Genomic DNA, 24,308 nt, shown 5'->3' with positions numbered 1-24,308 from the left:
CCTCCTGGTTGCGGTCGGTCGGTTGTTCGGTGTAGTCGTCGATTTCAAGGGGGCGGTGGAGCCGGTGGGACACCCGGATACAGCGGCGTGCCGTCCGGCCCGTACAGGGAGGCCCCATAGGGCGGAGCCCCTGGGTAGGGAATCGGGCCGGGCGCGGGACCACCCGGGTACCGGATGCTCGGCGGCTCGGGCACGCCACGCGTGACCGGCAGGTAATTGGCGTACCCCGGGAATCCGATACCCGGATTGGGCCGGATATCCAACCCAGAGCCAAATCCGGTGTCGGCCACGACGTAACGGACCGGCCAGTTCTGCGCGACGTCCGGCAGTGAACCGCACGAAGGCTTGCCTCCGGGGCCGCCCTTGGCGCCGTTGATCGGAAGATCGTCCGGATAGCGGTAGGCGTCGTCACCGAACAGCAGCGCGGCATCCATGACGAGCGACTTTCCGTTGGCCCCGCCGCTGATGGCGGCGTGGTCGTCGAGCGTTCTGTCCGCCCCCACCAGTAGACACGTGAGCTGTGGGTTGTACTTCATCAACAACGCGGTGGTCGGCTCGAGCAGGTTGACCACCTCGATCAGGTTGTCCTTGCTCGGTCCCAGAACCTCGATCCCACTGCGGGACAGCCCAACAACGTTGAGCAGGAGTGCGTCCAGCTGTTGAGCGCGGTTTGTCACCGTGGCGCCGATGGTGCTGGCCGCGTCCAGGGTTGCAATGATGTCCGGCGCCGCATCGCTGTAGATGTCGCTGACGGATTTCAGAGCCTTCCAGTCCTCGCGAATCGTCTCCGCACGCGGATTGAGGGCGAGCAGAACGTCATTGGTGTTAGTGATGGCTTCGCCCATTCGTTCGCCCTGCCCGCGCACACCGTCAGCCAACGCCGAAAGCACCGCGTTGAGCTTTGCGGGGTCGATCTGCTTGATCAGCGTCACCAAGTTCTGGAAAACCGTGTTCACCTCGACGGTGACGTTCTGTGAGCGCAGCACGGCGCCGGCTGCGAGCGGTTGCGCACTTGGTCTGCTCGGGTAGGTCAGATCGACGAACTTCGCACCGAACAGCGACGTGGCGTTGATGCGTGCCTCGACATTGGCGGGTATGTGATCGAGTTGATCCGAATCGATTTCGAGCCGCAGGCTGACGGTGTCGACACCCCCCGCGACCGAGGCGACTCGGCCAACCTGCACACCACGCATCTTGACCTTGGCGTAGGGCTCCATGACCAGACCGGTCCGATCCGAAGTGAGCGTCACCGGCACCGTCCGGGCGAACGACTGATTGAATGCCGCGAGACTGACCGCCACCACGGCGATCAGTCCCACCACGAGGAACGTCGCCATCCACTCAGACGAGATGCGCGGGGCTCCGCTTCGGTTCGGCACGGCCGTCACCCTGCGAAGTTGAAGGTGCCGGTCTGGCCATAGAGCGCCAGGGTGACGAACAGAATCACGAAGACCGCGGCGATCAGCGAAGTCCGAGTGGCCCGTCCCACTGCTTCTCCCACACCCGCAGGACCGCCCGAAGCGGTGAATCCATAGTAGGTGTGCACGAGCATGATCACTGCCACCTCGATGACGGTGACCAGAAATGACCGCAACGCGTCGGCGGGAATGAAGAAGGTGTCGAAGTAGTGGGTATAGACACCGGTCGACTGGCCGTAGAACGCTGTGGTGATCACTTCGCCGGAGTAGTAGCCCAGCAGTAGCGCGACGCAGTACAACGGGACGACGACGATCACCCCGGCGGCGAGGCGGGTCGAGGCCAGGTATGCGATGGTGCGGATGCCCATCACCTCCAGGGCGTCGATTTCTTCGTTGATGCGCATGGCGCCCAGTTGCGCGGTCGCGCCTGCGCCGATCGTGGCGGCGAACGCGACCGCACCGGTGCACGGAGTGACCAGCCGGGTGTTGACGAACGCCGATGCGAATCCGTTCAGCGCCTCCACGCCCACTTGAGAGAGTTGGTTGTAACCCTGGCTCGCCAATGCCCCGCTTGTGGACATGGTCAAGAATCCGACCACCGCGGCGGTGCCACCGATGACAGCCAGCGATCCGGTGCCCAGACTCATCGCGGCGACCTGCCTGAGAATCTCGGCCTTGTAGTGCGTGAACGCGTCGACGAGCGACCGCAGAGTTTGACAGTAGAAGCGGGTCTGGTCGCCAAGGCGCCGCCAGCCTGACCGAAGGTCGCCAAGCCTGTGTGCAGATCGCGGAAATCGTTGGTGTAAAACCTGATTCAATGTCATCTTGTCACCTGAAAGCCGATGGCGGTGAGGACAACGTTGATGGCGAACAGCAGCACGAAGGAGTAGACGACCGTTTGGTTGACCGCGTTGCCGACACCGGCCGGGCCACCGTCGACATGGGTTCCCTGATAGCAGGCGATCAGGCCCGCGGTCAGTCCGAACAGTGTCGCCTTGACCATCGACACGACGACATCGCTTGCCCCGGTGATCAGTGTCAAGCCGGCGATGAAGGCCCCAGGGGTCACGTGCTGGAAGTACACCGAGAACAAGAAGCCCCCGGCGAGACCTGTCAGCGTCACCAACGACGACAGCAGCAGGGCAACCACCGTGGCGGCCAGCACTCGGGGCACCACGAGGGCTTGGATGGGATCGATGCCCATGACGCGCAACGCGTCGAGTTCCTCGCGGATGGTCCGCGCTCCCAGGTCAGCGCACATCGCCGAGGCCGCGGCGCCTGCCACCACCAACACTGTGACGAAGGGTCCAATCTGGTTCACGGTGGCCAGCGCTGCGCCGGTGCCCGAGAGGTCAGCGGCGCCGAACTCGACCAGCAGGACGTTGAACGTGAAGACGGTCAGCACCTCGAACGGAATCGCCAGCAGCAAGGTGGGGAAGAGCGCAACCCGGGCGACGAACCAAGTCTGCTCCAGAAATTCGCGCCAGGCGAACGGCGGCTTGAACATTGTGACCAAAGTGTCGAGAGCCATCGCAAAGAATCCGCCCACGCCCCGGAGCGGCCGAAGCGGGGCGGCCTCCGACCACGGCTGTCCGATGTTCGGCCTTTCCGGCGCCGCCTGTCCGCTCATGTGGCCACCCGAGCCGAATCGTTCGGCGCCCCAACCGCCCGCGGTGTCACCATGCCCGATGCCCCGCCTTTAGCCGCTTCTTGTCGACCTTGCCGACCGATGTCACAGGCAACGCCTCCACCCGTTGGAACGCCTTTGGCCTTTTGTAAGCCGCGAGCTCAGCTCGACAGCGGTTCATCGCTGCGTCCTGGTCGAACTCATCGGACGAAACCACGAAAGCGACGACCGCCTCGCCCCAGTCCGGATGGGGCACTCCGACAACGGCGACTTGGGCCACCCCGGGACATGCGCTCACCACCTGCTCGACCTCTGTGGTGTAGACGTTCATTCCGCCGCTGATGATCATGTCGTTCTTTCGATCCAACAGATGCAAGTACCCGTCCTCGTCGAGGAGGCCGATATCGCCGGTGTGCAGCCAGTCATCTCGCAGAGTGTTGGCGGTGGTGTCGGGCAAGCCGCGGTATCCGGACATCACATACGGTGCGCGGGCGCAGATCTCACCAACCTGTCCGGCAGGCAGAGGGCTGCCACGATCGTCGAGCACTGCCACCTTCACCAGCGTGGCTGGTCGTCCGCAGCTGGCAAGCCGTTCGGGCAGCAGTGGATCGTGGTCTTCCCGGGTCAGCCGGGTGATGAAGTTCGGCGCCTCAGACTGGCCATAGAGTTGCATGAACACCGCGCCGAAGCGGCGCAGTCCTTGCTCAAGACGCTCAGGTGTGATCGGCGCAGCCCCGTAGAGGATGGTGCGCAATGACGACAGGTCCAGCTCGCGCCCCTCGGCAGCATCCAAGAGGCGATAGATCATCGTGGGGACCATGAACAGGAACGTCACCCCATCGTGCTCAATCCTGTTCAGCACCAGGGTAGTGTCGAAGCGTCGCTCGATGAAGTGCAAGGCGCCTTTGAGGAGTCCGGCCTGAGCCAGGAATCCCGCCGAGTGCGGCAGCGGGGTGCTGAGCAGAAGGCGTTCGTCATCGAGTAGACCGATTTCGACGAGGTGGGCCAGCAGGTTGATCGCCAGACCGTGCTGAGTGTGGACGACGCCTTTCTGCCGACCGGTGGTGCCCCCGGTGTAAATGATCAGACCGACATCAGCGCCTGTCACGGTGATGTCGGGCGGTCCGCTCGGCGGCGCGGAAGCGATGGCCGCGTCCCAGTCGGGGCCGATCCTGATCACGTGCGGCAGCCCCGCGGCTTCGGCCACATCGCCCATGACTTCGTCGGTGACGGCGACCTGAGCGCCGCAGTCCTGGAGGATGAATGCCATCTCCGACGTCGACAGCATGTCGTTGATGGGCACTTTGGCGCCGCCGGCGCGAATGATCGCCTGGTCGGCGACTACCCATTCCACTCGGTTCGACATCATCAACGCGACCGGGGCGCCCGGCGTCACTCCGAGTGCAACCAGGTGATGTGCCAGACGATTCGCGGTCGCCGCGATCTCGGCATAGCTGGCGGTTATCTCGCCAGCGCGGACTGCCGGGCGTCGGCCGAATCGCTCCAGCGTCCCCAGGAACAGCGATCTCAGTGTCAACGACATGTCAGTACCCACTGCTCAGGCGCTCGGCGGTGACGCCCTCGACCACCCGCTGGCGCAACTCGCCGATGTGCTCGACGGCTAGACGCACTTCGTCGCCCGGTCGCAGCCAACCGCGGAAATTCTCCGGGTCGACGCAGTAATGCTCGAACAAGCACCCGCTTTCGACGGTTCCGGAGCCGATGACGTCCCCTACTCGCAGCGTTGTGCCTCGCGACGCATAGGTGATCATGTCTGGGAAGCCCCAATCGATGGAGCTCCAGCGCCCCTGACTCACAAGGTCACCGTTGACGTGGCCCGTCATCGCGAGATCGAATGCGCGGCCTTTGCGGTATGGCTCGAGTTCGTCTGGAGTGACGAGCATCGGCCCCAACGTGTTGGCGGTGTCTTTGCCTTTGGCGGGCCCGAGTCGCAGCGGCATCTCGTTCATCTGTAGGTCGCGTGCGCTCCAATCGCAGAACAACATGTAGCCGGCGATATAGTCCTCGGCTTGCGCGAGCGGAATCGTCGATCCCGCCTTGCCGATCACGGCGGCGATTTCGAGTTCGTAGTCGAACATCGTGCTGTCGGGTGCCATCGGGACGTCGCTGTACGGTCCGATGACGGCGCCCGGGTTGGTGAAGTAGAAGGGTGGAAACTTCTCGTGCCGGTCGTCGACGGGCATATCAGCGGCCGATGAGACATTTCGGAGGTGCTGCAGGAACCCCGCGCAGTCGCGGATCGAACGGGGCTGCAGAGGCGCCCGCAAGGTGACGTCTTCCAACCCGATCGACTCGCTGGGCGAATCCTTGGCTCGGCCTCCATCACTCAGGAGCTCACCGCGGTCCAAGACGTCGAGCAGCGACAGCCCCGCTGGAAAGCCGTACAGCATTGAACCGTCCACGACGCCGACGCGGTCATCTCCGCTCGGTGATGCGTAGGTCACGAATTGCAATTTCCCACGCCCCTCAGTTGCTGGAATTCTGTTTCAGCCCAACTGGACTGGCGGGGTTGCCACATATCGCGGCGAAGAGGTCGGCGGTCAGCTGATCCAGTTCTGATGAGGATGCGGCGAGCCCGAAGATGTAGCGGTCGGGTCGGATGATAAGAGCGTGGGCCTCATGCTCATTGAGCCAGGCCCGAAGCGGGAGAGGCAGTTCGGCGATGACGACTGCTCGAAGTGATCGCCAGGCGGCTCGAGTGGCGGGCCCGACTGATGCCAGCAGCGTGGGATCGCCGAGGACGGCGAAGCTGTAGCCGACTGCGTCATCGAGACGGACGCCGCTCTGCAGGCTCGGTTGCATGCTCAGCGCTCCCACCGGCCCCCTGGTGGCCCCATGCAGTCCCCCGCCGAGTTGCGGCTTGGTGGCGTCTACTCGCGTGGTGGTGGGCGGGCCTCCGAGTTCAGCGGGGGCTTCCGCCATCGCCTCGACACCGTTCGCGACCGCAACGGCGCCCTCGACAAAGACCCGCACGTGGGGAGCGCGCTCGGATTGATAGGTGTCCAGCAAAGAGTCGCATGCGCCGTCGCGAAGGCAGGCAGCCAGTTTCCACGCCAGATTCATTGCGTCCCGCAGTCCTGAGCACATCCCTTGACCGAGGAACGGCGGCATCTGGTGGGCGGCGTCGCCGGCGATGAACACGTTGTCATCGCGCCACCGGGTGGGCATCAACGACTCCCACCGGTAGACGTCGGCGCGGGCGATCCGGTAGTCGCCGGGCGCGTAAAATGGCTTCAGCAGCTCATACCAGCGCCCCGGTTCTTCGAAGTCCCCGGTCTCGTCCGAAGGGCGCAGCAGCCATTCAAATCGGTACATGCCGTGCGCTGTCGGCAAGCAGGTGATCGGGTTGGGTGGCGCCGCTTTGGTGTACGCGTCATGTTCGGGGACTGCGGGGCTGTCGACCAGAGGGGCGATATCGACGATCAGCGATCGATGCGTGCCGTGGAGGTCCTCGACATCTGGGCTGACTAGCTTTCGAACCTCCGAACGGGCGCCGTCGCATCCGATCAGGTAGCGCGCGGTCAGGGTCTTTTCCTCGCCGCTCCGGTTGTTTCGCACCATCACGGTGACCTGTGTGGCCGATTGGGTGACCTCTTGCGCGCGCCAGCCCAGCCATAGTTCCGTGTTCGGTGCGGCATGCAGCCGGCCGCGAAGCAGATTCTCGAAGTCCGGCTGAAAGAACTGGTAGTCGCCGTGCCAACCTTGGTCTGTCGGTTCGGGGCGCCATGGCAGATACCAGATCAGCTGGCTGTGACGATCGAACAATCGATAGCCGCCAGAACTGCTGCGGAAGAATGTCGGTTCCAGCTGCGCAGCTCCCAGTGTCTGCATGATGCGCACCGTCTCGTCGTCGATATGGGTGGCGCGAGGGTGGTGCGTCGCAATTCGGAAGGGATCGATCAGCGCAACTCGTATGCCCAAATCGGAAAGCAGTTTTGCCGACGCGAGACCGGTCGGTCCTGCCCCGACGATGATCACTTCGGCCGTGTCGGACATCGTTGTCTTCCCTTCGGGCTCAGTGCTTTTGACTATGGAGAGACGTCCACGCGGGCGATGCGCCCGCACACTTTCTTCTGCGGCAACGCCTCGGTGAGCAATGACAGCTGCGGGTCAGTGCTGCGGCTGGCCGAGATGTAGAGCGCCGCGCCGTCCAGGCAACACGAGATGGCGAACTCGCCCGGCGTTGGCACACAGTCGACGACTTCGTTGCCGTAGAGTCTGACGAACGCCTCCCCTTCGGTCGCAGCGACCCATATCGATCCATCTGCGACCGGCCAGATCCCGTCTGGACGGAACCTGGGGGTGAAAATCTCGGCGAGATCGGCCCATGTTCGGCGGTTCTCCAACGTGCCGGTGTCATCGACGATGTCGAATGCTGTCAGGCAGGCCCCATGTGTCTCGGCCACGATCAGCGAGTCACCCACGACGGCAAGTCCGTTGGGAAATCGCAACCCATCAGCGGCCACCCGCGCCGACCCGTCTCGGTCGACGGCCAATACCCGGCCGATCGGCGCACCGCTGTGCGGGTCGGCTCCCAACTCGTCGACGTAGAGACGACCACAGGGGGCGCCCGTCATATCACCGAGCGTGTCTCTGACAAGGTCGCTCAGATCAGCGTAGTGCTGAAACTCGCCGTCGACGAGGACATCGATGCGCTTATCCCGCCACCGCGCCGCGGCCAATCGGCCGTCGGGAAGGAACCAGGTTCCGTTCGTGGGACTTTCGAGGGGGCGGCGTCGCACTCCGTCGGAGTCGATCTCGAGCAGTTGACCCGCTTGGGTGTCCGAACTCCATACAGTTCCACCACGCACACGCAGCCCCTCGCCCCAGATCAGTTCGTCGCACAGGGTGGTGGTGGTCACGCTGTCGACACCGCCGATGCGGCGCCGGAGGCCACAAACGAAGTGGTCAACCGCCCGATGCCTTCGATCTCGCTGATCAACTGCTGGCCTGGCGTAAGGAAGCGCTGAGGCTCACGGGCCCATCCCACACCAGCCGGGGTGCCGGTGAATATCAGGTCGCCTGGCAACAGGGTGAGCACCGTCGACAGCTGCGCGATGAGGTCCGCCACCGAGAAGATCAGTTGGGAGGTGCGGGACTCTTGGACGGTCTCGCCGTCAAGTGAGCACCGGATCGCCAGATCGTCGGGGTCGGTGAGCTCGTCGGGGGTGACCAGCCAAGGACCGATTGGGCCGTAGGCGGAAAACGACTTCCCGAGGCTGAATTGCGGCAGTGGACCAGCGAGCTGCAGCGCCCGCTCGGAGAGGTCTTGCCCGATGGTGAGCCCGGCGACGTGATCCCACGCGTTGACGGCAGGCGTGTTGGTGGCGCGGCGCCCCATCACGACGACGAGTTCCACCTCCCAATCTGAGGTGGCGCCCGCCAATTCGACCGGCGTACGCGGTCCGACGATGCAACTTGGGAACTTCGTGAATGCTGCCGGAAAGGCGGGCAGGGCGAGGCCGGCCTCAGCGGCGTGGTCGCGATAGTTCAGCACGAGCCCGAAGACTTGCGGCGGGCGAGGTGACGGCGCGTCCAACCGCGATGGGGCCACATCGCCGGCGCCTTTCGCGCCGATACCGTCGGCCCATTCTCGGAACTCGCCCCAGCGCGGGTAGATGAGCGCCGGATCCGCGTCAAAGAGACCGCCACTCTTCTCTTCGACATCAACGGCTTCGCCGCCGACGAAAGTCGTCAGCCGTCGCTCGACGTTAGCGAGAATCACTGTTTACCTCAATTCCTAGGTGGATGGACAGGAGCGGCAATCTCCCGTCATGCGCCGCACGCGTTGTTGTTGAGCGGCTCGGTGTGACGTTCGGACTACCTGTTGAGGTCAGGCCGCCAAATCTCGTAGCCATTCTCACGGATGATGAGCCCACCCTGGATGTGGAAGTTGTGCACCATGCGCATCGCAACGCGCGAGCCCACCGGCAGCGGATGATTGGGAAAACCCTTGCCGTTGACCAGTTTGAAGGTCAGTTCCAAGTCGTCGAATGCGCGGTTCTGGGTCGCATATCGTTCGAGCGGCTTGATTTTGGCGTCATCGAGGCTTTCAAAGATCCGTGCGTAGTTGTCGAGGACGTCCTTCTTACCTCTATAGATGACTCGACGCGTCGGCACCTCCCAGACGATGTCGTCGTGGTAGAGCTGCTCCAATTTGCCCAGCTGATCCGGTGTCTCGTAGGCGAAATGCCACTGGACGAGCCACAGCGCGTGTTCGGGAGTGCCGACCGGCGGTGGTGAGTCCCACTGGGCGATGTCGTAGGTGGCTGTCTGGGTTTGCAAGGGTCTGCCTCCTCGATCCAATCGATGCCCGCCGCTGCCCTGTTCGAGGTCGTTGGCGTTCGCCTCGTCAGCTTGGCGCGCCAACTTTGACATGTCAAGAGTAGTTTCTAAAGTTGTGTGACTATTGCAATATCGCGTACAGTTTCGCCATGGCCAAGGGAAGCGGGTCCGGGACTCGTGCGAACGATCTCTACGAGCGGCTGCGGGCCGACATCTTCATGGCGCGCCTGAAGCCGGGACAACGCCTGAAATTTCCTGAACTGTGCGCGCAGTACGGGACGAGCGTCGGACCGGTCCGCGAGGCCCTCACGCGCCTGACGGCAGAACGGCTGGTATCGCTACAGGCACACCAGGGCTATGCGGTCGCGTCGCTGTCGGCCGAAGAGCTGACCGACTTGACCACCGCTCGGGTGGAGTTGGAGGCGCTGGCGTTTCGCCAGTCGATCGTTCTCGGCGATGACCGCTGGGAGTCGGAAGTGGTGGCGACCCATCACATCCTCAGCCTGCGCGAACGCCAGGCCGCCGAGGGGGTCCGCGATGACGCCTGGTATCAGGCGCACGAAGCATTCCACGCTGCGCTTCTGTCCGGCTGCGGGAACCGACGGTTGGTTCAAATGGCGGAGAGCTTGCGCGCCGAAGCCGAACTCTATCGGCGGTGGGCGGCGCCGCTGATAGCCGAGAACGGACGCAATCCGGCTACCGAGCACCAGGCGCTGGCCGACGCCGCCATTAATCGCGACGCCGAAGGTGGCGTGCAGCTGCTGCGCGAGCACATTGCGTTCACCACGCAGATGCTGTTGACCCATCCCATGAACGCGGATGTTTCGTGCGCAAGCATCCTAGCGGCGTTGCGCCCCAACGATCGATGACGCACACAGTGTGAAGCCGACGGCGACGGCCCAGCCGTTGCGCGCGGTGTCGCCCATCGGACTCGTGAGAAGAACCGGCGAAGGAGACGACGGTGAAGCTGATCATCGACCGCAAGCGATGCGAAGGCCACGGTTTGTGCGCTGAGGCTGCGCCCGAGTTGCTGCGTCTCGACGACAACGGCGACCTGATTGTCGCCCCAGAAGAGGTTCCGCCGTCGTCGATCTCAGCTGCCCGGGCGGCAGCATTCGCATGTCCCGTCGCCGCCTTGGAGGCGCAGGCGTGACCGCACTCGAATGGCGGAAACGCATCGTGATCGGCCGACCACCCATGTTGGCGAGGCCGGATACCCAACCGATGGAGGTAAAGCAATGACGCTTACTCATGCGCCCCACTCCGATGTCGACTTGTTCGTCGACGACATCCTCTACGACCCCTATCCGACCTACCGTGAGTTGCGCGACGCCGGAAGTGCCGTCTATCTCACCCAGCTCGACGCCTGGGCGCTCCCGCGCTATGACGACATCCGGTCTGCGCTGCGTGACTGGAAGACGTTCTCTTCGGCCGGCATCGCCCTTAACGACGTGGTGAACGAGATACTCACGGGCACAGTGATCGCTGCAGACCCGCCCGAGCACGACACACTCCGCTCGGTGCTCTCCGACCGACTCGCTCCCCGCGCCCTGAGAGACCTTCAGAACGACATCGCCGCACGCGCGGACACCCTGGTGGAGACGGTTCTGCGCAAGGAGTCGTTCGACGTCGTCGCCGACCTGGCGACAGCCTTCCCGATGGCGGTGGTGTTCGACCTCATCGGCCTACCCGAAGCCGCGCGGCCCAACATGTTGCGCTGGGCGGATGCGACGTTCGATGTGTGCGGCCCGCTGAACGCGCGCGCCCAAAGCGCCCTTTCGGCGATCGGCGAGATGTTCGACTGGCTCGGTACTCTCGACGCTAAGGACCTCAAGCCCGACAGCATGGGCCGCGCCATCTTCGATGCTGCCGACGACGGACGGATCAAACGCGAATCCTGCATCCCACTGCTTGCCGCCTATACGTCCGCCGGCATGGACACAACGATCAACGCCATCGCCAATGCCGTGCACCTTTTCGCCACTCATCCCGACCAATGGGACCTCGTGTGCGCGGACCCCAGTATTCTGCCCGCCGCGTTCAACGAAGTTCTTCGCTATGACGCTCCGGTGCAGGTGTTCGGCAGGAGGACGACCACTGACGTCACGGTCGGCGGGCTGCGGCTCGAACCCGGAACCGAGGTGCTCATCTTGTACGGCTCCGGAAACCGCGACGACCGCCACTACGCCGAGCCGGACTGCTTCGACGTCACCCGCAGGCCAACCGACCACCTCACCTTCGGCTACGCCACTCACGCATGCGCGGGACAAGCACTGGCGAAGCTTGAAGCTCACGCGGTGCTGGGCGCCCTCGCCAAGCGTGTCCGACGGTTCGAACTCGGCGAGCCGACCAGGCATCTGAACAACGTGACTCGCGGCCTGAGCTCACTACCCGTGCTGGGCTTTGAGCCCCGCGTTCGATGACAAGCCAGGGCGGCCGGCTAGCGGTACTCAGGGCTGCTATGTCCGAATCGCACCCCGCTTCCATTCCGAGCACTAATTTCCCTACGCTGAGAATCCCCCTGTGCTTGAGCACTTTCGCCATGTACATCACGTTGTAGGTGAAGAACATCGTACTGCGGTTGACGAATCATGTTGCAGCCCATCAGATTCCTCGCCCAGAAGCGATGGACCAGCGCGACACTGCGATCCACCACACGCTGTGTGTTGCTCGACTCGAGCGACCGCTTCAATTGCCCGGGTTCAGCACCGCCAGTATCCGGTCGCACCAACTGGTGTCCACGGCGCCGGTGCGGGCCAGTTCTGCGACGTAGCCCCCGACGATCATGTCGATCACGGTGTCGGCGTCCCCGCTGTCGTCACCGAGCACCTCGATGGCCAGACCCCGGTGAGCGCCCAGGATCTCGCGGAATGCGTCACTGAAGTCAGGGTCTTCATCGGTGAGCAGAGCGGCGAACCCACCGCCTCCGATGCCGTTGGCGATGACGTCGCTCGACTGCGAGATCACCCACCCGAGTCGCTGCTCGCGGCTTGACCCCGGCGGGATCGAGGGTCTGATCACCAGGCCCGCGAGGGCTGCGGTGAGCAATGCGCGGCGGTTCGGGTGGCGCCGGTAGATGGTCGTCTTCGCGATCCCGGTGGCCTCGACGATGGCCTGCATCGTCACTGCGCGCGGTCCGCGGGCCCGCAGGATCTGCAGAGCGGCATCCAGAATCCGCGTGCCCACCTCGTCGCCGCGGGTCGCACCGCCACCATCTGTCATGTCCCTCGCTTCGGTGCTCAGAGCAGCAATCCGCTCTGTACGCTACACTATCCATAGCGCTACGATACGCGTAGCGTAGCTCTAAGGAGGATGCTGTGCACCGATCACTTACCCGCGTTCCACTGCCCGCAGCGGGCTACGTCCTGACGCTGGTCGGTTTCGCATTTCTGGGTCTGTTCGTCGCGGCGCTCGGCTTCGGATCCGACCGGGCTGCCGTCCTCGGCGTCGCCATGGCCGGCAGTTACGCCGTGGCCGCACTGTGCTTCGCACTGCGCCGTCGCCAGATCGCGGTCGCCGACCCCACCGGCGACGTCGTACTCGGGCTCGACCCGATCCGTGGAAACACCGACCGCTCGGCGGCGCAGCGCTACCTCCTGAGGTATCGCGGACAGGACACCACACAGGCGGTGGCTGCCACCCCCGTCGCCCGCGCCGCCGACAGCTCAGACGGCCCCCGCGACGTCCGACCCGACAATCGGTTCGCCGCTGCCGCATGACTCCGAGAGGAGCGGTGAGCAGACCAGGGGCCGAAGCTCGATGAATTCCCGTACCGGGTCGAGACCGACGACCAGACCCCAATCGCGTCATTGACCATTCATCGCGCCGACACCGTTCGCTCGCCCCGGTCCCGTAACTTCCTGTGCCCTAGGCAAGCACGCAAAAAGGGGGAGACTGTTGGCCACCGCAATTCAAGAGCCCGGCGCTCAGGCGCCGGAGGAGGGGGGCTTTCTCGGCCCCGACCGCAGCTGGCACCTGTCGTTCGGACTTCTGCTTGCGGGGACGTTCCTGATCTTCTCCTGGTGGGCATTCGACTACGTCGACGGTGCCAGCAAGGTGCTGCTGGTACTGGCCACCGTGCTCGGAATGTTCATGGCGTTCAACATCGGCGGCAACGACGTCGCCAACTCCTTCGGCACCAGCGTCGGCGCGGGCACGCTGACGATGAAGCAAGCGCTGCTGGTCGCAGCGATCTTCGAAGTCAGTGGTGCGGTCATCGCCGGCGGCGCAGTGACCGACACTGTCCGTAGCGGCATCGTCGACATCTCCGGGATGTCGGTCGATCCAACGGATTTCATCTACATCATGATGTCGGCCCTGTTCGCCGCGGCCTTCTGGCTGTTGTTCGCGACCCGAATGGGCTACCCGGTATCCACTACACATTCGATCATCGGCGGCATCGTCGGAGCAGCACTCGCGGTCGGCTACCTGACCGCGCACGACAGCAGCCCGCTGGCCATCGTCCAGTGGGGCGAGATCGGTCAGATTGCGATGTCCTGGGTGCTGTCGCCGCTGCTGGGCGGGGCCATGTCCTATCTGCTGTACGGCGTCATCAAGCGGAACATCCTGACCTACAACGATCATGCCGACGAGGTACTGCGGCAGATCAAGCAGGAACGAGTCCGGCACCGCAGCGCGCACAAGGAGGCTTTCGAACGGCTCTCCGAGATTCAGCAGATCTCCTACACCAGTGCGCTCGCTCGCGATGCGGTCGCGGCCGGCCGGCGCGACTACGATCCCGCTGAGCTGGAGTCCGACTACTTCCGGGAGCTACACGAGATCGACGCCAAGGCGTCCTCGGTCGACGCCTATCGGGCGCTGCAGACCTGGGTACCGCTGCTGGCGGCGTTCGGCGCCATGGTCATCTCCGGAATGTTGCTGTTCAAGGGACTCAAGAACATCGATCTGGGCCTGACGACCCTGAACAACTACTTCATCATGATGATGATCGGGGCCGCGGCGTGGATGGCGACCTACATCTTCACGAAGACACTCAAGAGCGAATCGCTGTCGGGCTCGACGTTCCTGATCTTCAGTTGGCTGCAGGTGTTCACCGCGTCCGGGTTCGCGTTCAGCCACGGCAGCAATGACATCGCCAACGCCATCGGCCCGTTCGCGGCGATCCTCGACGTGCTTCGCACCGACTCGATCAATGCGGAGGCCGAGGTTCCGATGGCGGCGATGCTCGCATTCGGTGTGGCGTTGGTCGCCGGGCTGTGGTTCATCGGCCGCAAGGTGATCGCGACAGTCGGTACCCATCTGACGAAGATGCACCCGGCGTCGGGCTTCGCCGCGGAACTGTCGGCCGCCGCCGTGGTGATGGGGGCATCCACCCTTGGCTTGCCCGTATCAAGCACGCACATACTCATCGGCGCGGTCCTTGGTGTCGGCATCGTCAACCGCTCCACCAACTGGGGCCTGATGAAGCCGATCGCGCTGGCCTGGGTCATCACGTTGCCGGCGGCCGCGCTCCTGGGTGCGGTCGGCGTGATCGGGCTGCGCGCGATCTTCTGACCTCAACCGCGAGCAGCATCCACCGCTAGGGCGCCATCGCGGTGTCGACCACCGTGAGATCCTTGGAAAGCCCGGCTGCAGAACGGATCTCGATGAAAGCCTGCACCATCGCGTCGGTCAGCTCGTGCGGGTCCTCGAGGGTCTTGCCGTCCGAGAGCACCGAGATGTTGATCTGGTCGACGTAGCTCCAGACGGTGATGTTGAGCCCGCTGCCGGTGGTCAACGGCCCGACGGAGTAGATCTCGGTGACCAGCGCGCCGCCGACCCGGGCCCGCTCCCTGGGGCCCGGCACATTGGAGATCGGCAGGTTCATCACCTTGTTCTGGCCGTCCTTGTTGGCCAGCCACCGGAACATCGCCTCGGCCGGGGCGGGTGGGAAGTACGACGACCACCGGCTCACCAGTTCCGGCCCGATCAGGTTGTTGCTCTCCTTGCCGGCGGTGGCGCCGTCGTGGGCGGCGCGCACCCGCTCGAGGGGATCGTCGACATCCACCGGCAGCCTGACCAGGACGCCGGTGAAGTAGTTGCCGGAGATCCGGTCCCGGGAGAAGTCGAAGCTGACCGGCACCGAGGCCAGCAGCGGGTGGTCGGCGGTGCCGTCATAGCGCAACAACAGCTTTCGCAACGCGCCGGCGGATATCGCCAGGATCATGTCGTTGATCGTGACGCCCAGGTGCTTTCCGGTCTGCTTGACGTCATCGAGCGACAGGGTGGCGGTGGCATACCGGCGGGTCGCGTCGACCATGTGGTTCATGAAGGACGGCGGCGGGGTGAAAGGACGGGTCAGTTCCGGCGACAGCTTGTGGGAACTCTTGCGCACCCGGCTCACCCCTTGAGCCGTGTAACGCACCACGGAAGGGAACTTGGCGATCTGCCGCAGGTGATCGGTGAAGGCCGTGCGCACCAGTTCGCTCTTGGACGGCGCGGGATCGGTGGCATAGGAATCCCGTTCCGGCACCGGGCCGTCCTGCAGATCCATGCCGCGGGCCAGCAGGTTCGCCGAGGCGACGCCGTCGGCGAGAGCGTGGTGGATCTTGCCGAGCACCGCGATGCGACCTTCGGCCAGGCCTTCGATCAGGTACATCTCCCACAGCGGACGACTGCGGTCCAGCGCGGTACTGGCGATCCGGCCCACCGCCTCGTCGAGTTGGCGGCGACCGCCCGGCGCGTCGACGCGGCAGGAGCGGACGTGGTACTCGAGGTCGACCTCGGCGTTCTCCCGCCACATCGGGTGGTGGAATTTGAACGGGATGTCGATCAGTTCGTAGCGGAACGGGTCCAGCTTGTAGAGCCTGCTGTGGATGACCTTGCGCAGTTCCTCGACACCGAACTTCGCCCCACCGAGATCGTCGAGCTTGATCACCGCCAGCTTCAGCGTGTGCATGTGAACCGTGGGCGTTTCGCTGTACAACAACACAGCGTCCCACCCGCTGAGCCTCTTCACGTCAACAACCTCCTACCCGGAGGCCTATATAACCTCTTTGGCTCCGATGAGGCTTCTGTTTCGGTGAACATGGTTGAGGAACAAGCCGATTGCCGTCGATGCGGCGCCTGTGCGGGCGCCGTCCATCATGTCGAAACCGTGGCCGGCGCCCGGTAACTCGACATAGCTGACCACCGACCGGGACACCGCCTTGAGCCGGTCGACGAAGCTACGTGCCTGGGCGACGGGGATCACGCTGTCACCGGTCCCGTGCATCACCAGGAACGGCGGCGCCTGAGCGTGCACCCGGGCGATCGGCGACGCCTTGCGGAACACATCGGGATGCCTGGACATCTTGCGCCTGACCACCACCCGCTCGAGGAAGTCGACGAACCGCACCCGCTCGACGGTCGACTTGTCCTCCCAGTCGTAGCGCCCGTAGATACCGACGACCGCGTCCACCGACGTGTCGGATCCCTCGGGCAGTTCGCCCTGAAGTTCGGGATCGTTGGCCGTCAGGCCCGCCAGCGCGGCGAGATGGCCGCCCGCCGAGGTCCCGGCGATCGTGACGAAGTTTCGGTCGCCGCCGAATTTGTCGACGTTGGCCCGGGCCCAGGCGATCGCCGCCTTGACGTCCATGATGTGGGCCGGCCAGGGATTGTGCGGTGCGACCCGGTAGTCGATCGACAGGCAGACCCAGCCCTTCTCGGCCAGATGCGACATCAACGCGTAGCCCTGCAGGAATCGGCTGCCGTGCACCCAGGCCCCACCGGGAACGAACAGCAGCACCGGCGCAGGTTGGTCGGGGAGGTCGTCGCGCCGCCACACATCGAGCAACTGGGTGGGTCGCGGGCCGTACTGCACCGACGTCCGGTGCACGTGACGGCGATGCTCACGCATCTTCCAGAACGGCGGGGTGCGCTCGGGTTGCGGCCATTCGATGTCGAGATCCTTGGTCGAGACCAGCCCGCGCAACGCCGCTTCGGAGACCGCGTTGGTGCTCTCGCGCTCCTGACGCTTGAGTTCGGCGTCGGAGGGCTTGAACAGCGATCGTGCGGTCGCGCCGAGGAAGTCCGGTGCGTGGCGGGAACCCCAGATGGCGGCGGCGGTCAGCACACCCAGCGGTTCGAGGTGCTTTCCGATGACCGGCAGTGATGCCGACGCGACGCTCATGGCCAGGAGATGATCGGAAGGACCGGCCTTCAGCAACCATTGCAAGCGGGTGGTCAGCGTGGGGCCGGGGTACCGGATATCCGGTCGTTCCGTCATTTCGCGAGCGTACCCTCATGCGCGAAAGTCAAACGACACCTTGAGCGAAGTTGTCTACTCAAGTTGTCGCCGTTGCCGATTTGTGATCTCACTCACAGATGTCGTCTTCGTCGTCTGGCACGCTAACTTCGTTGACAACTGTCAAATCCACCGAAGAGGGCGTCCCCAGTGAGTAAGAGCGCGACCGCATCGAGGCTTGCCATCACCGACGATCATCAGGACCTGGCCGAAGCTGCGAGCGGGCAGCTCACCCGGTTGGCGGCGCTGGCCACCGCCCGGGCCTCACTCGAGGGCGGGTCCCGTCATCCGTCCGACCTCTGGTCGGCGGCGACCGAACTCGGTTGGACCGGGCTGGCGATCGGTGAGGAGGTCGGCGGGTCGGGCTTCGGGTTGGCCGAACTCGCCGTGGTGCTCGAGTCCCAGGGCCGCCAGCTGTGTCCCGGGCCGTTCCTGCCCAGCGTGGCGGCCTCGGTGGTGATCGACCGGTGCGCACCCGATCCGGTGCGCAACGAGTTCCTCCCCGGGTTGGCCGGCGGTGAAACCGTCGCCGCGCTCGGCGTGTCGGGATCGGTCGCGGTGGGTGCCGACCTGGTCGTCACCGGGCAGTGCCCCGCGGTGCTCGGCGCGCCGGACGCCGACATCCTGGTGCTCGTGGCCGGTGACGACGTCGTGATCGTGCCCGCGGGCGCCGATGGGGTCACGGTCGGCGCGCTCGACACGCTCGACACCACCCGCAGCGTCGGATCCGTGGCGTTGCACGACGTCACCGTCCCTGCCGATCGTGTGCTGCGCGGGGCTGCGCGCAACGCCAGGACGGTGTTCCGGATCTTGGCCTCGGCCGAGGCGGTGGGCGTGAGCTGGGCGGCGCTGGACATGGCCGTCGACTACGCGAAGGTGCGCGAGCAGTTCGGCCGCACCATCGGCACCTTCCAGGCGGTCAAGCACCACGCCGCCAACATGCTCGTCGCCGCCGAGGTAGCCACCGCGGCCACCTGGGATGCGGCTCGCGCCGACGACCTGGACAGCGCCTGGTTCCCCGCGGCCGTCGCCGCCTCGCATGCGATTCACGCCCAGGTGTTCAACGCACAGAACAACATTCAACTACACGGCGGTATCGGCTACACCTGGGAGCACGACGCCCATCTGTATCTGCGCAGAGCCCGCATGCTGGCGGCGCTGATGGCCGACGGTGCCGACCCCCTGCTCGACGTCGTCGAGGGCCAGCGCAGCGGCCGGGCTCACGGAGCGTCGTTCACCCTTCCCCCCGAGGCCGACGACCACCGCAGCGCCGCGCGCGAGGTCGCCGAACGGGTCACGGCGCTGCCGGCGGATCAGCAGCGCGATGCTCTCGTCGAGTCCGGCTATCTGGTCCCGCACTGGCCCCGGCCGTGGGGCCGCGGCGCCGACGTCCTCGAACAGCTGGTCATCGAAGAGGAGTTCGCCGACATCGAACGCCCGGACATGGGGATCACCGGCTGGGTTGCGCTGACGATCGCCCAGGCCGGCACCGAAGACCAGCGGGAGCGCTGGGTGGAGCCGGTGCTGCGCGGCCAGGTGATGTGGTGTCAGCTGTTCTCCGAACCCGGTGCGGGCTCGGATGCCGCGGCAGTGCGCACCGCGGCCAAGAAGGTGGACGGCGGCTGGCGGATCACCGGGCAGAAGGTCTGGACGAGCCTGGCCCACATGTGCCAATGGGGCCTGGCGACGGTGCGCACCGATTTCGACGCCCCCAAGCACGCCGGAGTGACGATGATGGCCATCGACATGAAATCCGAAGGGGTGACGGTCAACCCGCTGCGGGGCATCACCGGCGACGCACACTTCAACGAGGTCTTCTTCGACGACGTGTTCGTGCCGGACTCCGACGTGGTGGGTGACGTGAACAAGGGCTGGCTGGTGGCGCGGGCGACGCTGGGCAACGAGCGGGTCTCCATCGGCGGCGGATCGGGTGCCATCGGCGGCACCACCCCCGACCACCTGGTCGAACTTCTCGACAGCTCGCCGGCAACGGCCACGATGTACAGCAGGCAGGCGGGTGCGGTGATCGCCGAGATCCACGCGCTGCGACTGCTCAACCTGCGCCGCGCGAGCCGGGCGATCGCCGGTGCCGAGCCGGGACCGGAGGGCAACGTGACGAAGCTGCTGGTCGCCGAGTCGGGTCAACGGCTGACCGAGTTGGCCTTCGAACTGGCCGGCACGGCCGCTGCGGTGGAGCAGACGCCGCAGCTGACCCGCAGCTACCTGGGCAACCGCGCGATGACCATCGCCGGTGGCACCTCGGAGATCACCCGCAACACCATCGCCGAGCGGATCCTCGGGTTGCCCCGCGATCCACTGCTGCGGTGATGAAGTGGTGCGCATACTGATCAGGTGCCCAGCATGAAGACGGTTCCGGAGTTCCATCCCGAGTTGCGACGCAGTGCCAAATTGCTGCCCAAACAGATGATCACGCCGCTGACCCTGCCGTTCATCCGCGCTGCGAGCCGGCTGATGTGGCGCCACGAACCCGACGATGTCGAGGTGCTCACGCTGCCGTCGGGCGTCGGGGTCCGGCTGTACCGTCCCGCCGAGGTCTCCGGTTGCGGCCCGGCGCTGCTGTGGATCCACGGCGGCGGGTACGTCATCGGCGACGCGGCCCAGGACGACGTGCTGTGCCGCAGGTTCGCCCGCGAGCTCGGCGCCACCGTCGCGTCGGTGAACTACCGGCTGGCGCCCGAGCACCCGTATCCGGCGCCGGTGGAGGACTGCTATTCAGCGCTGAGCTGGCTGGCCGCGCTGCCCTCGGTCGATCCCTCCCGGGTGGCGATCGGCGGAGCCAGCGCCGGCGGCGGGCTGGCTGCCGCGCTGGCGCTGCTGACCCGCGACCGCGGCCAGATCGACTTGGCTGCACAGCTTCTGGTCTATCCGATGCTCGACGACCGCACCGTGTCACGGACCGATCTGGACAACCCCGGGCACCGGCTGTGGAATCAGTCGAGCAACCGTTTCGGTTGGCGTGCCTACCTCGGCGACGCCGATCCGGAGGTCGCCGTACCGGCCCGCCGGGAGGACCTCGGCGGGCTTCCGCCGGCCTGGATCGGCGTCGGAACGCTGGACCTGTTCCACGACGAGGACCTCGCCTACGCCGAGCGGTTGCGTGCCGCCGGAGTGCCGTGCGAGGTGCTGGTGGTCCAGGGCGCGTTCCACGGCTTCGACGGCATCGCGCCGAAAGCCGATGTCTCGCAGTCGTTTTTCGCCAGCCAGTGCGCGCTACTGAGGACCTCGTTCACGGCCTCTGGAACACCAACTCCCCACTGATGACGGTGGCGGCCACCAGGCCGCGATCCAGGTCGGCCAGCGCGTCGGCCGGTGGCGCAGACAGGACACACAGGTCGCCGGGAGCACCCGGCTGAACCGGCCGGGCGGACGCAGGGCGGGTCGGCGCACCGAGGAACATCGCCAACGCCTCGGCCGGTGAGACGCACTCGGCCGCGCCGAGAATCGCGCCGGCGGGCGTGCGGCGGTGCACCGCCGCGCGCATCGCCGCCCACGGATCGGCGTCACCGAACGGTGCGTCCGTCGACAGCGCGACGGGCACCCCGGCGCGGCGCAGCGACGCCACCCGCCAGAGCTCGTGGTGTTCGGCGGCCGGCACGTCGGCCAGGTACTGGTCGCCGCGCTCTGCGACGAAGTTCGGCTGGGTCACCACCGTCACGCCGGCGGCGGCGAGGTCGGACAGGGTGCCGTCGGGCACCACCGCGGCATGCTCGACGCGGTCGCCGGGGCGGCCACCGGCGCAGCGCAGCGCCTCGAGGGTGATCACCAGCTGCGCGGCCGTCACGCAGTGCACCGCGACGGTGCGACCTGCGGCGTGTACGTCGCAGACCCATTCGGTGAGGCCCTCGAGGTCCAGCTCGTCGTCGTGCAGGATGCGCTTTCCCGGCGCCAGGCAGTGCAGCTTCTGGCGCAGCTCGCCTGCGGCGTGGGCGCGGTGCAGGTTCGCCACGTCGGCGGCGGAGAGATCCGGGGTGGCGTCGGTGACCCCGGTGACGCCGTATCCGCACAGCTGCGCGCTGATCTCGGCCAGGCTCGGCTCGCTGCGCAGCAGCGTCGACGACCAGCTTGGGTCTGCGCTGCGCAGCCGACCGTCCGGATGGCCCGCCAGGCCGATCCGGGCGAGCCCGACCGAGTTGACCGTCCACTGCACCCCGCTGCGGTGCTGAACCCGCGCCGGCACCGCCGGCGGCGAGAGCGCGTCGAGCACGTGTCGGTCCAGTGGCCCCGCTACGGCGTCGTGGTAGCCGACCGCCCGAATCCAGCCGTCGGCGTCGACGCGCGCCGCGGCGAGGACGCGGGCGAGGTCCGGGGCACCGGCGACTTCGGCCGGGCCGACACGGACCGAGTGCAGGGCTGCCGCGACAGCGCGCAGGTGCAGATGATGGTCGTGCAACCCCGGCAGCACGGCGCCGCCGGCGGCGTCGTACACCGTCTCCCCGGGCCGGGCCGCCAGCCCGTCGGCGACCTCGGTGATCTGTTCGCCGACGCGGATGTCGGTGCGTGTGCCGTCGAGCAGCACCGCCCGCTGGATCAGCATGTCGGGGTAAGCCGCTGGGCTGCCAGGCGCTCGACAGCGGCATTGTCGGCTCCCAGGGCGGCGGCCGCCTGGGGCACGACCGGCGTTGCCGCACAGGTTATCTCGTCACCGACGGGCAGCCGTGCATATGTTGCGGACACCCCGGCCATGGAGAGCTCGATCAGCTCGCCGCCCCCGCGGCCGCACGATTGCAGGATGGCCAGCGCGGCGTGGATACCGGTGAGCGGGTCGGCGATCGCATCCCCACAGAACCTCGGCGCATCGGCGGCGCCGGCCACCAGCCCGCCCGATACCGCCGCGTCGTCGCCGAAGGCCACCCAGTCGGCGTGTTCGCCCTCGGTGCCGTGGCCGGTGATCCGCAACCAGATCCGCCCGTCACGGTCGGGCTGGTCCGACGGTCCGAGGCCGTGTCGTTCCAGCGCTGCAGGCCGGGACGACTCGATCACCGCGTCGGCCGCGGCCAGTAACCGGCGCAGGCCCTCGGGATGTCGGAAATCTGCTCTGTAGGAGAGCTTTCCGCTGTTGACCCAGTCGAAGAACGCCGGCGCGCCGGCGCGGGTGCCATCCGGGCGTGCCGCGGTCTCGACCTTGACCACGGTCGCACCGGCACGCGCCAACAATCGGGCGCACAGCGGGCCCGCCCACATCGACGACAGGTCGACGACCAGGAGATCCTGCGGGGACACCGGCGTCGGTCGGCGCCCGCCGAGGCGCCGGATCCGCGGCGCCGCCCCCGGTGGGTCCGTCGTCTCGCCCAGCACACCGACGGGCAGACCGAGCAATCGGGCGCGCTCGGCGAAGGACACCGCTCCGACCCGGCCGACCCGCCGGGCGAGCACCGGCCAGGGATCTGCGGCGAGGTCGTCGGACTCGACCAGCGCGGGCACCGCTGCGACGTCGTCAGGACGGGACAGCGTCAGCGCGCACCAGGCGCCGGTGCCGTCGCCCATCAGCCGGGTGGCCCCGCCCGCCGACACCTGGCCGCGGGACTGCAGTCCCAGCAGCGCGGCTCGGCCACCGAGCAACTCCCCGGCGTCGACACCGACACCGAGGCACTGCGCGGCCGACTGCGCATGCGCGAGCACGGCGGCGGGGAAACCCACGGACGTCACCACACCATTGTGGGTGACGTCCGCTCAGAACAGCAGGCCGGTGAAGCGCCAGTCCAGGACCGGACGGTCGGCCTCGGGCTCCGACCCACCCGCGGCGTAGACCTGCGAACGCAACCGCACCACCCCGCCGCGGCCGTCGGGCAGGGGTTCGGCGGATTCGATGCTCAGTTCGCTGTAGAGCGTGTCGTTCTCGTGCACCGGGCCGGTGTGGTCACACGACTCCCAACCCAGCACGGTAACCAGGTTCGGCAACAGCCGGGTGGCCTGCGCGAGCGCCAACCCGATCGTGTGGCCGCCGTAGACCAGCCGCTGTCCGGACGCGCGCCAATCATGATGGGTGGCAGCGATGTTCAGCGACAGCCGGGCGAGCTCGGGTGCACTGCTCACCACATCGGCGGTGCTGCGCAGCACCTCACCGGCCAGGGCGGGATCGAAGTGCGGACCCGGCACCCGGGCCCGGAACGCCTGATGATCCCAGTCCGCGGTGGGGTCGGAGACCGGACCCGCCGCGGCGCCGATATCCGACAGGTCGTCGGCGTGACCCGTCTCCACGGCGGTCCCGCTCAGCGGCAGCATCGCGCACCGGTAGAAATCCAGAACGAGCCGGCCCACCCCGTCGATGGTGGTCATCCGCAGCGCGGCCAGGCCGGTGGGGACGCGGCCGGGCTTGGCGGTGTTTTGCTTGAGCCCGACCACCTCGGTGCGGGTGAACAGGGTGTCGCCGATGACCGGGAACCGGTGAAACCTCAACCCGCGGTAGAACAGGTTGGCCTTCACCCGCTGGGTCACGACCGTGGACTGGCCGATCGCCACGTCGCACACCAGCGCCGGGTGTGCCAGCGGGCCGAGCGATCCGGTCACCGCGGCCGCGAGTTCGGCGTCCAGCGCCAGCCGGAGGCGGTCGCCGAGGATCGCCTGATGTGCCGCCGCGATGCCCGCGGTCAACGTCACCGACGGGGAGGAGTCGAAGACCTGACCCACCTGAAGATCGTCGAAGTGCGGTCCGCCCGGCATTTGGCCGTACAAAGTCACAGCTCGCCATGCTGGCACCATGCTCGTTGTCATG

Annotated in this window: 22 protein-coding genes; 7 read left to right on the top strand and 15 right to left on the bottom strand. The window is 66.3% G+C overall.

Annotated elements, in window-relative coordinates; all coding sequences use genetic code 11:
* Positions 1-44: 44 nt before the first annotated feature.
* From BEMPMBAN_RS16890 to BEMPMBAN_RS16850, 9 genes are all read right to left on the bottom strand, one after another.
* Positions 45-1,337: an MCE family protein gene (locus BEMPMBAN_RS16890; RefSeq protein WP_159232137.1), complete on the bottom strand. Its 1,293-nt coding sequence runs from the start codon at positions 1,335-1,337 to the stop codon at positions 45-47.
* 47 nt (positions 1,338-1,384) lie between these two features.
* Positions 1,385-2,242 (bottom strand): ABC transporter permease, encoded by an 858-nt coding sequence (locus BEMPMBAN_RS16885; RefSeq protein ID WP_159232019.1) that lies wholly within the window; start codon positions 2,240-2,242, stop codon positions 1,385-1,387.
* Positions 2,239-2,949, bottom strand: coding sequence for an MlaE family ABC transporter permease (locus BEMPMBAN_RS16880; RefSeq protein ID WP_234897530.1), 711 nt, complete (start codon positions 2,947-2,949; stop codon positions 2,239-2,241). The genes BEMPMBAN_RS16885 and BEMPMBAN_RS16880 overlap by 4 nt, the downstream gene beginning before the upstream one ends.
* Positions 2,950-3,094: 145 nt before the next feature.
* A complete protein-coding gene (locus BEMPMBAN_RS16875) occupies positions 3,095-4,588 on the bottom strand; it encodes an AMP-binding protein (protein ID WP_159232015.1) in 1,494 nt (497 codons plus the stop codon).
* A gap of 1 nt (position 4,589) precedes the next feature.
* Positions 4,590-5,510: a fumarylacetoacetate hydrolase family protein gene (locus BEMPMBAN_RS16870; protein WP_200846005.1), complete on the bottom strand. Its 921-nt coding sequence runs from the start codon at positions 5,508-5,510 to the stop codon at positions 4,590-4,592.
* A 22-nt stretch (positions 5,511-5,532) separates the two neighbouring features.
* Positions 5,533-7,131 carry a bifunctional 3-(3-hydroxy-phenyl)propionate/3-hydroxycinnamic acid hydroxylase gene (locus tag BEMPMBAN_RS16865; RefSeq protein WP_159232011.1) on the bottom strand — a complete coding sequence of 533 codons (1,599 nt, stop codon included), beginning with the start codon at positions 7,129-7,131 and terminating at the stop codon, positions 5,533-5,535.
* A complete protein-coding gene (locus BEMPMBAN_RS16860; RefSeq protein ID WP_159232009.1) occupies positions 7,095-7,928 on the bottom strand; it encodes an SMP-30/gluconolactonase/LRE family protein in 834 nt (277 codons plus the stop codon). The genes BEMPMBAN_RS16865 and BEMPMBAN_RS16860 overlap by 37 nt, the downstream gene beginning before the upstream one ends.
* A complete protein-coding gene (locus BEMPMBAN_RS16855) occupies positions 7,925-8,791 on the bottom strand; it encodes a fumarylacetoacetate hydrolase family protein (protein WP_159232007.1) in 867 nt (288 codons plus the stop codon). The genes BEMPMBAN_RS16860 and BEMPMBAN_RS16855 overlap by 4 nt, the downstream gene beginning before the upstream one ends.
* A 95-nt stretch (positions 8,792-8,886) precedes the next feature.
* Complete coding sequence (locus tag BEMPMBAN_RS16850; protein WP_159232005.1) at positions 8,887-9,351, bottom strand: nuclear transport factor 2 family protein; 465 nt, start codon at positions 9,349-9,351, stop codon at positions 8,887-8,889.
* A 149-nt stretch (positions 9,352-9,500) separates the two neighbouring features.
* Here BEMPMBAN_RS16850 and BEMPMBAN_RS16845 point away from each other — a divergent pair, with 149 nt between their 5' ends.
* The 3 genes from BEMPMBAN_RS16845 to BEMPMBAN_RS16835 all read left to right on the top strand — a co-directional run bounded on the left by BEMPMBAN_RS16845 (position 9,501) and on the right by BEMPMBAN_RS16835 (position 11,774).
* Entirely contained in the window at positions 9,501-10,220 is a 720-nt protein-coding gene (locus tag BEMPMBAN_RS16845) for an FCD domain-containing protein (protein ID WP_159232003.1), read from the top strand.
* A 92-nt stretch (positions 10,221-10,312) separates the two neighbouring features.
* Complete coding sequence (locus BEMPMBAN_RS16840) at positions 10,313-10,504, top strand: ferredoxin (RefSeq protein ID WP_159232001.1); 192 nt, start codon at positions 10,313-10,315, stop codon at positions 10,502-10,504.
* Positions 10,505-10,589: 85 nt separating this feature from the next.
* Complete coding sequence (locus BEMPMBAN_RS16835; protein ID WP_159231999.1) at positions 10,590-11,774, top strand: cytochrome P450; 1,185 nt, start codon at positions 10,590-10,592, stop codon at positions 11,772-11,774.
* 265 nt (positions 11,775-12,039) lie between these two features.
* Here the strand turns inward: BEMPMBAN_RS16835 and BEMPMBAN_RS16830 are convergent, their stop codons facing one another.
* Positions 12,040-12,573, bottom strand: coding sequence for a TetR/AcrR family transcriptional regulator (locus BEMPMBAN_RS16830; protein WP_159231997.1), 534 nt, complete (start codon positions 12,571-12,573; stop codon positions 12,040-12,042).
* A gap of 95 nt (positions 12,574-12,668) precedes the next feature.
* Here BEMPMBAN_RS16830 and BEMPMBAN_RS16825 point away from each other — a divergent pair, with 95 nt between their 5' ends.
* Together BEMPMBAN_RS16825 and BEMPMBAN_RS16820 are read left to right on the top strand one after the other, a co-directional pair.
* Positions 12,669-13,070 (top strand): hypothetical protein, encoded by a 402-nt coding sequence (locus BEMPMBAN_RS16825; RefSeq protein WP_200846004.1) that lies wholly within the window; start codon positions 12,669-12,671, stop codon positions 13,068-13,070.
* A gap of 100 nt (positions 13,071-13,170) precedes the next feature.
* Positions 13,171-14,865: an inorganic phosphate transporter gene (locus tag BEMPMBAN_RS16820; protein WP_234897529.1), complete on the top strand. Its 1,695-nt coding sequence runs from the start codon at positions 13,171-13,173 to the stop codon at positions 14,863-14,865.
* A gap of 25 nt (positions 14,866-14,890) precedes the next feature.
* On the opposite strand, the gene BEMPMBAN_RS16815 is transcribed toward BEMPMBAN_RS16820, so the two are convergent.
* Together BEMPMBAN_RS16815 and BEMPMBAN_RS16810 are read right to left on the bottom strand one after the other, a co-directional pair.
* Positions 14,891-16,309: a WS/DGAT/MGAT family O-acyltransferase gene (locus BEMPMBAN_RS16815; RefSeq protein ID WP_159231993.1), complete on the bottom strand. Its 1,419-nt coding sequence runs from the start codon at positions 16,307-16,309 to the stop codon at positions 14,891-14,893.
* A 24-nt stretch (positions 16,310-16,333) separates the two neighbouring features.
* Positions 16,334-17,557, bottom strand: coding sequence for an alpha/beta hydrolase (locus tag BEMPMBAN_RS16810; protein WP_159231991.1), 1,224 nt, complete (start codon positions 17,555-17,557; stop codon positions 16,334-16,336).
* A 168-nt stretch (positions 17,558-17,725) separates the two neighbouring features.
* Between BEMPMBAN_RS16810 and BEMPMBAN_RS16805 the strand changes: the two genes are divergently transcribed.
* The gene (locus BEMPMBAN_RS16805) at positions 17,726-19,903 is read left to right on the top strand and encodes an acyl-CoA dehydrogenase family protein (protein ID WP_159231989.1); all 2,178 of its coding nucleotides are present in this window, start codon (positions 17,726-17,728) and stop codon (positions 19,901-19,903) included.
* A 33-nt stretch (positions 19,904-19,936) separates the two neighbouring features.
* The gene (locus BEMPMBAN_RS16800) at positions 19,937-20,854 is read left to right on the top strand and encodes an alpha/beta hydrolase (RefSeq protein ID WP_159231987.1); all 918 of its coding nucleotides are present in this window, start codon (positions 19,937-19,939) and stop codon (positions 20,852-20,854) included.
* On the opposite strand, the gene BEMPMBAN_RS16795 is transcribed toward BEMPMBAN_RS16800, so the two are convergent.
* Genes BEMPMBAN_RS16795 through BEMPMBAN_RS16785 form a run of 3 tightly spaced genes read right to left on the bottom strand, consistent with a single transcriptional unit; the run spans position 20,823 to position 24,256 of the window.
* Positions 20,823-22,130, bottom strand: coding sequence for an amidohydrolase family protein (locus BEMPMBAN_RS16795; RefSeq protein WP_159231984.1), 1,308 nt, complete (start codon positions 22,128-22,130; stop codon positions 20,823-20,825). The two genes, BEMPMBAN_RS16800 and BEMPMBAN_RS16795, sit on opposite strands and share 32 nt — an antisense overlap.
* Positions 22,124-23,242, bottom strand: coding sequence for a CoA transferase (locus tag BEMPMBAN_RS16790; RefSeq protein ID WP_159231982.1), 1,119 nt, complete (start codon positions 23,240-23,242; stop codon positions 22,124-22,126). Before BEMPMBAN_RS16790 ends, BEMPMBAN_RS16795 begins: the two co-directional genes overlap by 7 nt.
* A gap of 24 nt (positions 23,243-23,266) precedes the next feature.
* Positions 23,267-24,256, bottom strand: a complete 990-nt coding sequence (locus BEMPMBAN_RS16785; protein WP_200846014.1) for a hotdog family protein — start codon at positions 24,254-24,256, stop codon at positions 23,267-23,269.
* Positions 24,257-24,308 lie beyond the last annotated feature (52 nt).

Origin of the sequence: Mycolicibacterium austroafricanum, assembly GCF_902705885.1 — a bacterium.
Taxonomy (GTDB): Bacteria; Actinomycetota; Actinomycetes; order Mycobacteriales; family Mycobacteriaceae; genus Mycobacterium; species Mycobacterium vanbaalenii_A.
This window is presented reverse-complemented; position numbering and strand designations above follow the sequence as displayed.